The organism is Corallococcus sp. Z5C101001 (assembly GCF_007352635.1).
GTDB lineage: Bacteria > Myxococcota > Myxococcia > Myxococcales > Myxococcaceae > Corallococcus > Corallococcus silvisoli.
Genome location: NZ_VKLU01000008.1, coordinates 441,199 through 453,596, shown reverse-complemented (window position 1 = coordinate 453,596; position 12,398 = coordinate 441,199). Strand labels below are relative to the sequence as shown.

Annotated in this window: 7 protein-coding genes; all 7 read right to left on the bottom strand. The window is 74.3% G+C overall.

Annotation, left to right across the window (positions count from 1 at the left end):
• Window positions 1-11: 11 nt before the first annotated feature.
• The 7 genes from FOF48_RS19775 to FOF48_RS19745 all read right to left on the bottom strand — a co-directional run bounded on the left by FOF48_RS19775 (window position 12) and on the right by FOF48_RS19745 (window position 12,367).
• A complete protein-coding gene (locus FOF48_RS19775) occupies window positions 12-992 on the bottom strand; it encodes a hypothetical protein (protein ID WP_143903925.1) in 981 nt (326 codons plus the stop codon).
• Between the two features lie 78 nt (window positions 993-1,070).
• Window positions 1,071-1,745 (bottom strand): DUF4142 domain-containing protein, encoded by a 675-nt coding sequence (locus FOF48_RS19770; RefSeq protein ID WP_143903923.1) that lies wholly within the window; start codon window positions 1,743-1,745, stop codon window positions 1,071-1,073.
• 131 nt (window positions 1,746-1,876) lie between these two features.
• Complete coding sequence (locus FOF48_RS19765; RefSeq protein WP_143903921.1) at window positions 1,877-2,905, bottom strand: hypothetical protein; 1,029 nt, start codon at window positions 2,903-2,905, stop codon at window positions 1,877-1,879.
• Window positions 2,906-3,048: 143 nt separating this feature from the next.
• Window positions 3,049-5,295 (bottom strand): SpoIID/LytB domain-containing protein, encoded by a 2,247-nt coding sequence (locus FOF48_RS19760; RefSeq protein ID WP_143903919.1) that lies wholly within the window; start codon window positions 5,293-5,295, stop codon window positions 3,049-3,051.
• Window positions 5,296-5,298: 3 nt separating this feature from the next.
• Window positions 5,299-10,014, bottom strand: a complete 4,716-nt coding sequence (locus FOF48_RS19755; protein ID WP_143903917.1) for an MG2 domain-containing protein — start codon at window positions 10,012-10,014, stop codon at window positions 5,299-5,301.
• Window positions 10,011-11,606: a hypothetical protein gene (locus FOF48_RS19750; RefSeq protein ID WP_186001982.1), complete on the bottom strand. Its 1,596-nt coding sequence runs from the start codon at window positions 11,604-11,606 to the stop codon at window positions 10,011-10,013. Before FOF48_RS19750 ends, FOF48_RS19755 begins: the two co-directional genes overlap by 4 nt.
• Window positions 11,603-12,367: a DUF1175 family protein gene (locus tag FOF48_RS19745; protein WP_235685632.1), complete on the bottom strand. Its 765-nt coding sequence runs from the start codon at window positions 12,365-12,367 to the stop codon at window positions 11,603-11,605. Before FOF48_RS19745 ends, FOF48_RS19750 begins: the two co-directional genes overlap by 4 nt.
• Between the last annotated feature and the right edge of the window lie 31 nt (window positions 12,368-12,398).

Sequence of the window (12,398 nt, the reverse complement as noted above, 5' to 3'; positions counted from 1 at the left end):
GCCACGTCCCTTCAGCGCGGAGCGAACGCGCCGTTGCAGGAGGCTGGAAAGGGGAAGGATGCACTCGCGGGGAGGATGCACGCCTCGAACAGGCCCCGGCCCTGCCAGTCCAGCCCCCCGGCCCACACCTGGAGGTCGCCGCCCCCCTCCAGCGAGGGCGCGGTGAAGCGCAGACAGCGCGTGGCCACGCCCTCCAGGTAGCAGTCGCGCGGCTCCACCGGGCTGGCGCCGGGGAGCGCGTCGCGCAGCTCCTCCACGCTGGAGTCGCGCCAGAGCTCCACCTGGGACGTGCCCTGCTCCACCGGCTGGAAGACGCTCCAGGAGAAGGTGGACGCCGGGCAGCGGATCCGCCCCGCGCGCGACGTCGAGTCCGCGAGCTGACAGCCCTCCGGCACCTCCAGCACCCGCCACGGCAGCCGGGGCGGCGTGATGAGCGACGCCAGGTCCAGCACGTCCCCTTCGGGGTTGCCCCGCGTGGCCAGGTACGCGAACAACTCCAGACACCGGCCCAGCTCCGGCCGGGCGTTGCCGCGCGCCAGGCAGCCCAGCAGCCGCACGCGGCCCGCGAAGGGCGTCACCGCCGTGAGGTAGCCACCCGCGGCGCAGGGCCCCTCACCGCTCGCGCCAGCACACTTCGCGAAGCGCAGGGACGGGTGCGGCTGGCCCGCGAGCGGCAGCTCCCCCGCGGACTCCGTGAGCACCGGGCCCAGGCGCGCGTGCACACGGGAGAGTCCCACCGCCACGGCCTGTGCTTCGGTCTGGCCTGTCCGCTCATCCAACCAGACGGAGAGCGCGCCGCACCGGTACGTGCGCGACGTGATGCTGTCGGGGAGCGAGACGCACCCGTCGAAGAGAGCGCGCGCGTCCGCGACGAAGGGGCCCGCGGGCGTCGCGCCCACGAGCGGCACCGCGGGGGACACCGGCACGGACGCCTGACACGCGCCCAGCAGCGCCAGGAGCCCCACCCCCACCGCCTCCAGTGCCTTGCGCATCCGCGAGGGGATAGGCGCCGGACCCGGCCGAGTCAACCGGCACGTCGGCCCGGCGCCCACCGCACTACACACGCAGGACTACTTCTTCACCTGCTTCTCGAGCTCCTTCGCCTTCGTCTCGTTGCTGCTCACCATGCCCTCGGTGTCGCTCAGCAGCGCCAGGAAGGTCGCGTCGTTCTTGTAGTCCTTGCGACCCTCCTCGAGCAGGCTCTTGCCCTTCTTCTGGTCATCCGCGATGCGCGACAGGAAGGCCTTGTCGAACTCGGGGCCATGCATCGAGCGCAGCTTGTTGACCTCCGCCCGCGTCTCGTCGGAGTGCCGGCCCACCTTCTCACCGGCGTTCTCCATGTTCTCGTTGAAGCCCTGCTGCATGCCGGAGCCGCCCATGCCCTGGCCGGCGGAGGTGTTCTCGCTCAGCGCGCTGACCTCCATCTGCTTGCTCTTGGCCCAGGAGCGCAGCGACTCCTGGCTCTTCTCGTGGTCCTCGCGCAGCTGCGTGGCGAACTGCTTCACGCGCGGATCCGACGCCTGCTCCTCCGCGACGCGGGCCAGTTCAATCTGCCGGTTGTTGAAGAGGGCCACCTTGCCCACGTACTTCGTCCGCTTGGCGGCCGCCTCGCCCACCGCCTTGCCCTGCTTCATCTGCGCCTTGTCCTGCGCGGACATGGTGTCCTGAGCATGGGCGGAGAAGCCCATCAGCCCGGTCATGACCACCGCCGTCACCGCACGCGCCTTCCAACTCTTCTTGCCCATGGTCCCAGCCTCCCCCGCCTCCGCGGATGAAAGTTTGACGAGTGCAAGGTGGTGACGCGGAAGCCCATTGCCAGTGCCGTCTGGCTGAGCGCCCCCCCCTCGGGCGCGAGTCCCCCGGGGATGACTTCGCGTCACTCCATGGACAGCAGGCCGCGCACCCCCGCGCCACGCCCCGGCGCCGTGGCCAGGGCCCAGCCGCGCAGGAGCGCCAGCGCCGCCGTGGAGAACGCCGGCGTGTCCAGCAGCGTGACGGTGGTGGCCGTGCCGCCCGTCTGCGCCTGCTCGAAGCGCGCCGTCAACCAGCAGGCCCCGGCCGCGCCCCCCTCCGGCACCGTGCGCGACACCTCCAGTTCCAGCAGCGCGGAGGGCGCGAGCCACGCCTCGGCCCAGCGCAGCCTCCGCTCCAGGACCGCGCCCAGCGATTCGTGCGCGACCGCCCCTTGCGCCCCCACGTCCAGGGGCCCGGCGTCCTCGCGGGGCAGGTACACCTCGCGGAGGAAGGGCGGCTCGCGCGTCAGCGCATGCGCCGTCGCGCGCAGCCACAGGCGGCAGTCGTGCAGCACCTCCGCCGTGGACACCTCGAAGACCGGCAGCGGGTGGCGCGTCGCGGGACGCCGGCCTCCCTTGCGGTCCGCCTCCACCTCCACGAAGGGCGCCACCCGCGCGCGGCCCTCCACGACGCCCTCCACCTCCAGCCCCAGCCGCTCCAGCCGCGCGCCCCGGCCCAGGCCCCGCCACAGGTCGATGAAGGCCGCGGCCAGGGGCGCCGCGTTGGCGACCGAGTACGGCCGCCACTCCACCCGCTGACACACCACGCGCGCAGAAGGCACCCTCGCGCCGGGCGGTCCCAGCCCCAGCGTCAGGTCGCCCCCGCCCACCGCCACGCGCGCCGCCAGCACGTGGCGCACCGGGCCCTCCAGCAGGGACACCCGCAGCGCGCCGCGCGGCACCGCGCCCTCCACGTAGCGCGCGCCCAGCAGCAGCAGCTCCCCCTGGATGAGCACGTCCTCGCCCCGGGGCGCGTGCAGGTTCGGCTTCGAGTCCTGGCAGCCCAGCACCCAGGCGCCGCGGCCTTCCTGGACCCAGCGCACCCGCAGGCCTTCGGGCAACGCGTCCAAAGCGCGCCGCGTGGCCTCCGCCTCGCTCACTCCCTCCGCCATTGGGGCCCCTCGAACCAAACAGCGTTACGGTATTCTTCCGTAATAACTGTGTTTCACGGCCCGTGTCAGTAGGTTTTTCGTGGTTTCCCGGATGGGTAGGAGAGAACCCGGTGCGTCCGGGTAGGCAGCGGCGCCGGGTGGACTCAGGGGGTGGGGGTGCGCGCTCCGTAGGCGCGCTCCAGGAGGGCGTCGCTGGAGAGGTGGGGGGCGGCCTTGGCGGCTTCGACGTCCAGGCCCTCACCGTGGCCCCGGCCCTGGCCCTCGAAGAGGACCTGGGGCCCGTCGAAGGAGGCGCGCTGGGGACAGGCGGGCAATTGGAGACCCGCACGCAGCGTGTCACATGGCAGGGAGCGCGCGTCCTCGTAGGGGGCGCCGGGGGTGCCTTCGGTGCGCAGGTAGCGCACGCGGCCGGACTCGAAGCGCAGGGACACGAGGTTCGCGCCCAGCAGCGCCTCCACCTGGGCGCGGGGGCGTGGCTCGCGCCAGGGCGTGTCGCCGCCCTGCGAGAAGGTCAGCCAGGTGTCCCACTTCAGCGGCGGGAGGCTGAGCGCGCGCGACTCCTCGGGGCGGACGCGGACGGTGCCCCGGAAGGCCTGGCAGTGGGTGGTGTCGCAGAGGGCCCGGCCGGGGTGGCGGGCGTCGCCGTGGCGCTCGTTGTGGGCGGCCACGCGGGCCAGCGCGACGCGGGGCTCGCCTCGCAGGGTGACGTCCTCGGCGGCGACGACGCCGGCGGTGTACTGGAGGCGGGTGGTGCGGAAGACGAAGTCCGAGCCGCGCCGGGCCTTGAGCGCGCTGGGCGTGGTGGGCACCCCCGGTGGAGGGCGGTACGGCGGGGGCGGAGAGGCGGTGAAGACGCCCGCGTAGTCCCGTCCGCCGTCGGGCCCGTCCGGGAAGCGCACGCGCCAGGGACTGCCCAGACACACCGCTGGCCCCCTCGCGGTGAGCGCATCCAGGCGGGAGAAGTCCGGGGGCGCGGCGCGGGGCGTCCCGTCCTCCAGCGCGAAGCCCGCGCCCGCGCAGCGGGCCTCCACGGACGTGGACGGCAACAGGCCGAGCACCTGCACGCGCGCGGCCTCCAGCCCCGCCGTCCGCTTCCGCGCCCGAGCGAGCAGCGCGGCGACTTCATCCGCGAAGTGCCGGGGCATCTTGCCGGGCCGCACGGCCACCAGGACGAGGTCCGCGTCCACGGCGGCGATCCACCCCAGCTGGGGCCGGCTCGCGGCGTCGCGCACCGTGCCCGTCTTCGTGGCCACGCCCCGCAGCGCCTTCGACGTGGACAGGCCGCTGAGCGTGCCCTCCTCCACGTTGCCGGTGAGGAGCGCGAGCACGTCCGGCCGCGCCTCCGCGAGCAGCCGGTACGCCTGCGCCATGCCCCACGGCGACAGGCCGTGCGCGGAGCGAAGCCCGATGGCCTCCGTCATGTCCTCGGGGAGGCCGGTGAGCCCCACCGCGGAGAGCACGGCGCCCCAATCACCGAACGCCTTCGGCGCGAGCCCCGTGGCCTCCCAGTCCAGGAACCAGCCATTGCACGAGCGCAGGAGCGCGAGCCGCGCGTCCACCTTCGGTGGCAGCCCCGCGCCGCACGCCCACTCCTGCACGTCCTGGCGCGGCGCGAGCCCCGGCGGTGCCGCGGCGCCAGGGCCCGTCCCCGCCGCGTAGAGGAAGGGCTTGAGCGCGGAGCCGTACGGCACCGCCCGGCGCACGTCCCCTTCCGACAGCAGCACCTCCCCCGAGTGACGGCTCACCACCACCGTGGCCGCCTCGGGCGCGAGCACCGCCACGTCCGCCAGCTCCTCCAACGACAGGGGCGCGGCCCACCGCGTCCCGTCATGGCACTGCCGCAACCTGCGCGTGAGCGCGGCGGGGAACCCGGGGTGTTCGCCCAGGATGCGCGCCAGCCCCCTGCGTGCCCGCGCGGTGTCCACCGCCGGCGCGCTGGCCACCTCCTTCGCCGCGCGCGACAGGGACAGGTAGGGCCCGTCGCGCCACGCGGGCAGCTCGCCGCTCACCGTCAGCGCGAAGGCCTCATGGAAGAGCCGGTCCTCGCTGGACGCGGGACACGCCCACCACAGGAGCTGGTGCGCCAGTTCGTGCCGCAGCGCCATGCGCAGCCGTGCGTCCAGCACGCCGGCCGCGTTCTGCCGCAGCTCCACCACGCCGGGCCGCCCCTGCGCGTTGCGCTCGGGGGGCAGCGCCGCGCCCTTCTGGAGCGCGAGGGTGGCGGGGGCCCGTTGGGGGAGGCCGCCCGCCCGCGCCGTGTACTCGGCCTCCAGTGACGTCCAGGCGGCCTGGGCCTCGCGGCGCAGGTCCGCCTCGGGCGTCACGTCCCCTCGGGTGACGAAGGTGGGCGCGGCCGACAGCAGCACGGCGACGGCGACGGCCCACCCCATGGGCTACAGGTCGCTCACGGACGTCTTCGAGGGCACCACCTTCAGCAGGTCCGGCGCCGTGCGGCCCCGGATGCGCGCCGAGTACATGTCCTCGATGGTGGCGGGCGGCGCGGCGAACGTGCCCGCGAACTGCGCGCGCAGCACGTAGCCCACCGTGCGCGGGCTGTCGCTCCACCACGACGGCTCCTCGAAGAAGAACGTGGCGTGGGAGGGGTCCAACTGCCGGCGCTTGAGCGCCTCCGGGGCCAGCGGCAGCGAGTGCGGCGGGCCGCGGAAGACCTTGTCCTCCTGGAGCGGGACGAAGCCCGCCGGCACCGCGTCCTCCACCACGTAGTACGCCGAGCGCGCCCGGTTCTCGCCGCGCGCGTCCAGCTTCAGCTCCACGTAGACCTCCTCGCCCTGCGTCACCGTGGCGCCCGCCTCCAGCTTCACCTTCCCGCCCTCGCGCAGCACGTAGTACGCGCGCTCCACGGACATCCCGTTCACGCGCGGCTGCACGTCCTTGAGCGGCGTCGTCGCGGCGGCGCGCAGCGTGGCCACGCCGTCGAAGCCGCCCACGTCCACCGTGCGCGTCCCCGCGGGCAGCGCGGCGACCAGGCCCATGCCGCGCGGCGCGAACTTCACCGGCGACGCGGCGCCCTTCACCTCCGGCGGCGCCATGCCCTTGAAGGCCTTCGCGTCACGCTCCACCAGCCACAGCGAGTGCAGCAGGGCGGTGCTCCGGTCGAAGGTGGACAGGCCCGGCTCGCTCAGCATCTCCAGGATGCGCTTGCGCGCGCGCGTGACGTCCAGCGTCCCGAACGACGCCGCGTGCGCGGTGATGGCCGTGAGGCCCACCCGGCGGAGCGGGAAGCGGTAGAACGCCTCGGACGTCTCCGCCTCGCCCTTGAGGCCCGCGAGCTTCGCGAAGCCCTCGCCGCTCTGCTTCACCAGCTCCTGGACGCGGCCCTGGAGCGCGGGCTCCTTCATCACGCCCGCCTTCTCCGCGGCCAGCACCGCCAGCGCCAGCGGATACAGGTCCCCGACCTTCGCGCCCTCCACCAGCGCGCGCACCCGCGCCGCCTGACGCGGGCCCTGCAGCCGGGCCAGCACGTACGCACGGGTGGCGTCGTACTCCGGCGACAGGCCCTCCTGCGCCTCCAGCCACTTCGCGCTCTCCGCGATGCGCGCGTCGTCGCGGTCCACCAGCCCCGCCTCGGACGCGTACGCCAGACCGTCCAGCGCGATGAGCGTGAGCGGCAGGCTGGGCTCGCTGTAGCCGCCGAACCAGGTGAAGCCGCCGCCCTTCACCGCGAGGCCCAGGATGCGGGCCGTGCCCTGCACGGAGCGGCTGCGCGCCTCCGCCAGCAGCGCCTGCGACTCCGGGTCCAGCTTGTCCAGCGCGCCCGCCTTCTGGAGCACCTGGTACACCGCCACGTTGGGCACCGTCGTGGAGACCAGCTGCTCCAGGCACCCGTACGGGTACGTGAGCAGCTCGCGCACGTTGGAGAGCGCCGCGTCCACCGTGGACGGCTGGAGCACCAGCTCCACGCGCGTCAGCGCGGACGTGTCCGGCGCCTCCAGGGCCAGCGCCCCACCGCCCCACGCGCTCACCTGCACCGCGTCCTCCACCGCGGCCGGCGCCACGTCGAAGCGCTTCAGGTCGCGCAGCGGATCCCTGCCGCCCGTCACGTCCACCGCCAGCTGCGCGGGGCCCGTCTTCGCCGCGCGCAGCGTCACCGGCACCACCTGCTCGCCGCCCTGGCCCAGCTCCACCTTGCGCTGGAGCACCTCCGCCTGGAGCGAGCCGCCCGGCTGCAGGCGCACGTCCAGCACCTGGCTGCCCTTGGACTTCTCACCGGCGGCCAGCCGCACGGACGCCAGCGCCTCGTCGCCCTCGCGCAGGAACTGCGGCAGCGCCGCGTAGAGGTTGAGCCCGCCGCGCGTGGCGAACTCCGCCGTGCCTTCACCGAAGCGGCCGGACGTGTCCGCCGCCACCGCCGTCACCACCCACAGCGTCTGGTTGGAGGGCAGCGTGAAGCGCACCGTCGCGCGGCCGTCGCGGTCCGTGACCACCGCCGGGTCCCAGTGCGCGGTGTCCTTCTCCAGGTCCTTCGCCTGACGGCTGGGCGGCTTGATGGACGCGAACGCGTGGTCCGGCAGCCCCGCCAGCTTGCGCGCCAGCTGCTCGCCGTAGCCGTAGCCCTGGAACTCCGCCGAATAGAAGTTCGTCACGTTGTCGCGCGCCGGCGGATAGAAGAAGTCCAGCACGCCCGGGCGGAACTCGCCCTGGATGGCGTAGACGGCCTTGTCCACCACGCCCACGGACAGCTGCGCGGAGACGCCGTTGCCGTCGCTGTCGGTGACGCGCACGTCCACGGCCTGCTCGGTGAGCGGCAGGGCCTCCGCGCGGCGCGGCTGCAACGACACGGTGAGCGTGCGCTCCTTGGGCACCACGCGGAAGGCCACCGTCCGCTCCTCCCAGCGGCCCGTCGCCGTGGGGTAGGCCACGGACGCGTACACCGCGCTGCCGAAGCGCTTCTCCACCGGGAAGGCGTGCACCAGCGTGCGGCCCTTCAGCTGCACCACCGTGGTGCCGTAGAGGCTCGCGCCCGTCAGCGTCACCCACACGGGCCCCGCGTCCCGGCCGCCCTGCCCCCAGCCATCCGGCAGCAGCGCCACCAGCTTCGCGCTGTCGCCCGGCGCCAGCGTGCCGGACAGCGACGCGAGCGTGAGGTTGGGCACCTGCGCCACGGGCTCGTCCGCGCCGCCGATGACGAGCAGCGACTCCTCGCCCGTCCACGCCTCGCCCTTCTTGTCCTTCACCGTCACGCGCGCGAGCACCGTGCCCACGTCCGCGGTGGGCACCTTCTGGCGCGACGTGCCGTCCTGCTGCGTGGTGAAGGCCTGCGTGCCCAGCGTCTTCTCGCTGCCGTCCGCGCGGCGCAGCACGAAGGCCACCTCGCCGGTGGTGACGCCGTAGGGCTTGCCGGACAGCGTGGTGGCGCGCACGGACAGCTGCGCGTCCGAGCCCTTCGCCACCACCGCGTCCGAGTACCGCGCCACGCCCAGCACCTCCACCTTCGACAGGAAGAAGGCGGCGGTGCCGGTGGCGAACGTCTCCTGGTCATCCCGCGCGCGCACGGTGAGGCTGTAGCGGTACGGCAGCCGCTCCTCGCCCGGCTTGAGCGCGGGGACGGCGACCGTCACCTCGGCCGCGCCCTCCGCGTCGAACGCGCTCGCGGTGGACCACGGGTCGTCGCTGGCCTCGCGCTCCGCGACGGAGGAGTACAGCCGCTCCGGCACGCTCAGCTTGCCCTCGCTGCTGGAGGCGGTGCCGTACGTCACCGCGCTGCCCTGGCCGCCCTTGCCCGCGTCGTCCACCCAGGCGGGCGCGTCCAGCAGGCTGCGGTAGAGGAACACCTCGTACCTGGCGCCCTTCGGCACGCCGCCCGCGTACCGGCGCGCGCGCACCGTCACGCTCACCGTCGAGCCGGGCACCACCGTCTCCGACGCCGGCTGCACCTCCAGGTAGAACGTGGGCTTCACGTAGTCCTGCACGCGCGCCTCGCCCTGGTAGGGGCGCGTGTCCAGGGCCGCCTCGATGCGCAGCACGCCCGTGCCCAGGTCGTCCGGCACCTTCAGCGTGCCGTTGAACGCGCCGAACTCATCCACCGCCGCGCGCGTGGTGATTTCGCGGCCCTCCTGCGACACCAGCTTCACGCGCACGTCGCGCTGCTTCGGCGTGAACAGCCGCGCCAGGAACGTGTCCGGCTGGCGCACGAGCCCGCGGAACTTCACCTCGTTGCCCGGCTTGTAGATGGGCCGGTCGCTGTAGATGAACACGTCCGGCGCCACCGCCAGCGCGGAGTAGAAGTCCGTGTCCACGATGGCCGTGTCCTGCCCGGCCGTCACCGTCGCGATGATGCGCGGCTCCGCCACCGCGAGCGTCACCTCGCCCTGGTCGTCCGTCGTGCCCTCCGGGCCCTTGCCCGTGGGCAGGTACACCTGCACCCGAGCGCCCTTGCGCGGCTGTTGGTCCCTCCCCGCCACGCGCACCAGCACCTGGCCGTCGGTCTGCTTGAGCTGCACGGTGACGTCGCTGACGACGAGCACCACCTGCCCCTCCACGCGGCCCTGCACCAGCTGGAGCACGTAGGTGCCCGCGGGCAGCGGCGCGAGCAGCACGCGGCGCTCCTGGAAGCCGCCGCTGGCGTTGCCGGTGTCGAAGCCCGGCACGTTGAAGTCCCGGTCCGCGCCGCCCAGGTCCAGGTTGAGCCACTGGCTGCGCACCACCGTGAAGCCCGGCGGCGTGCCCACCAGCTTCTCCGGCCCCTCGGCCACCTTCGCCAGCGGCTCGCCCGAGGACGTCTCCGCGGGCGCATGGGGCAGCGCGTCGCTGACCTCCTGGCGGAAGGCCGGCGACAGCGACTCCATCAGCGTGAGGCCCGGCAGGCGCACGGCGTTGAGGCCGCGGCTCAGGGCGCGGCCCGGGTTGAGCAGCGTGGGCGGCGCCTGGTACGCGCGCCGCAGGTCGCCCTGCGCGCGGATGAACGCGTCCAGGTCCGCGGGCTTGAGCACGCGCAGCTCGACGGGGCCCTTGTCCTCGAAGGCGACGTCCACCGCCACCGGCTCGCCGCTGCCGTAGGAGCGGGGAACGGTGATGTAGAGCGGCTTGGCCAGCGCCACGCCGGACAGCAGGAGCGCGGCCAGGGCCGCGAAACGCAGGGACGTCTTCATGTTCCAAATCCTCCCGGCACCAGGGCGTCGCCCTTCACGGTGCCGCGAAGCCCCAGGTACGGCAGGGCTTCCAGGTCACGGCGGGCCGCCTCGATTTCCGGCGGAGCCACCTTGGGCAGGGGCGACGCGCGGTCCACGCGCGCCTCGGACGTGTAGCCGTCCATCGCGAGCCCACTCAACAGCCTTCCCGTGTTGACGCCGAACACCACCGACGCGGGCGTGCGCAGCCCCGTCACCACCGGGCCCGCGGCATTCAGCAGGTTGGGCGCGCGGCCTTCACAGGCCTTCTTCAGCCGCTCCACCTCCTCCGCGCTGGTGGCCAGCACCACGTGCCGGCACAGCGTGGCGCGCGTCAGCGTCCGCGAGCCGCCGGAGAACAGCGCGGCCAGCCCGTCCGCGTCCTCCTCGCGGCCCCACAGCAGGGCCAGCTCCGGCTCCAGCGACCGGCTGCCCCGAGGCGTCCACACCAGCGCCACCTGACGCGTGCGCGTGGCGCCGCCGCCCTCCGTCCAGAAGGTCTTCAGCCGCGCGGGCTCCAGCGACTCGGGCAGCTTGAGCTGGAACGCGAGCAGCACCGGCGTCTCCTCCGGCACCAGCTTGAGCAGCTCGTCGGACAGGGGCGCGCTGTCGAGCGGCGCCACGTTCTCCAGGAGCTTCCCGGCGATGCCCCGGCCCACCAGCCGGTCGCCCTCCACTCCGAACTGGAGCCGCGTGTCCGCCCCCAGCCCCAGCACGTGGGTGAAGAGCTGCGCGTCGCGGCCGTAGGCCTCGGGATCGAAGCCCACCTCCACGTCCACGCCGTCCTTCGCTTCCAGCTCCGGCAGCGGCGCGCACAGGCCCTGGAGCACCACCACGGGGTGACGCGCGAGCACCAGCCGGTCCTTCGTGCGGGCGGCCCACACGGTCTGCTCCGCGACCAGCCACCGCGACAGCTGGAAGCCGCCCTCGGGGGCCTTCTCCGTCTGGGCCGGGCAGCTGTCCGCGGTCATCCCCCCGCGCCGGGCCACCGCGTCCAGCGCCTCCCACGCCGCGCGCGACGCCTTGTTCGCCTTGGGGACGATGAGGGCGGGGGTCCCCGCGCGCGCGTCACCGCTGAACCACACGGTGCGGAAGGGCGTGTCGAGCAGCGGGCCCGCCACCACGTCCAGCACCGCGCCCTTGAAGGACGCCTTGAGGTCGGTGCCGGTGGAGCCGAGGAACGCGGCCCACCCGCTGACGAAGCCCTGGCCCAGCGGCTGGTCCCACTGCGACTTCAGCCACGCGTTGCGCATCAGCGCGTCGCGCACCTTCGCGGGCGCGTGCACGTCCACCCAGATGGCGGCGGTGGCGGAGGCGCCGGGCACGTCCATCTTGGTGGGCTCCGAAGGGACCTCCGGCATGCCCTCCACGGTGGCGCCGGCGGACGGCGGGCCCTTGGGGTCGCCGGAGGAGAAGGCGGGGCCGGTGCGGTCCTCTCCGCCAGCGCCCCGGCGGCCGAGGACGAAGGCCCCCACGCCCACGCCCACCACGAGGGCGCCGATGAGCGCGATGCGCGCGGCGGACGAGGGCCCTGGCCGCTTGGGTGCGGGAGGCGGGCTCACGGGAGACGTCATGACATCCACTCCTTGAAGCGGAAGAAGCCGAGGAAGGCGGCGTTGGCCGGCACGGGGCGCCACTCCAGCGGCGCCTCCGTGGCGAGCGAGTCCAGGACGCCGGTGCGCACGCGGGCGCCCGGCTCACCGGGGTGGTAGACGACGCGCGCGGGCGCATGGGCCCGGTCCTCCGGGCGCACCACGAGCATCAAGTGGAAGACGGGCCCCGCGTCGTGGTCCTGGCGGAAGGCCACCACGTCGCCGGTGCGAAGCTGCTCGCGCGCGGAGCTTCCCCGGCCCAGCGGGAGGAAGCTCCGGGTGAGGAGCGTCTCCGCGTCCGCGAAGTCGGAGGGCACGCCGCGCGCGTCCTGCCACAGCGGCGTGGCGAGCCGCTCCGAGGCCACGCGCCGGTAGGCCGTGCGGTACGCGTAGCGGATGAGGCCCGCGCAGTCGCGCTGCGCGGGCTGCCACTCCGCATCCGGAGCCCGCACCTGCGCGAGCGACACCTGCGCGACCTCGCGGCGCAACAACCGGGCGCGCGTCTCCGCGGAACCGGGCTCGGCTGGGACGGCGGCCCCTTCGCGGGACGTGGGCATCGCGGCCGTCGATGGCGTCGCGGACACGGGCAGGGCGGATGCCCCTGCGCGGGCCGGGGGCGTCGAAGCGGCCGAGGGCGTCGCGGAAGCCACCCCGGACTCCGTGGACCGCCGCGCCTGCGACGGCAACGCCGCCCCCTGCTCCACCGGAGGAGCCGGGACGACGTGCAGCGACAGTGCGAGCATCAGGACGCGCATGGCGAGGGCCGGGCCGGGA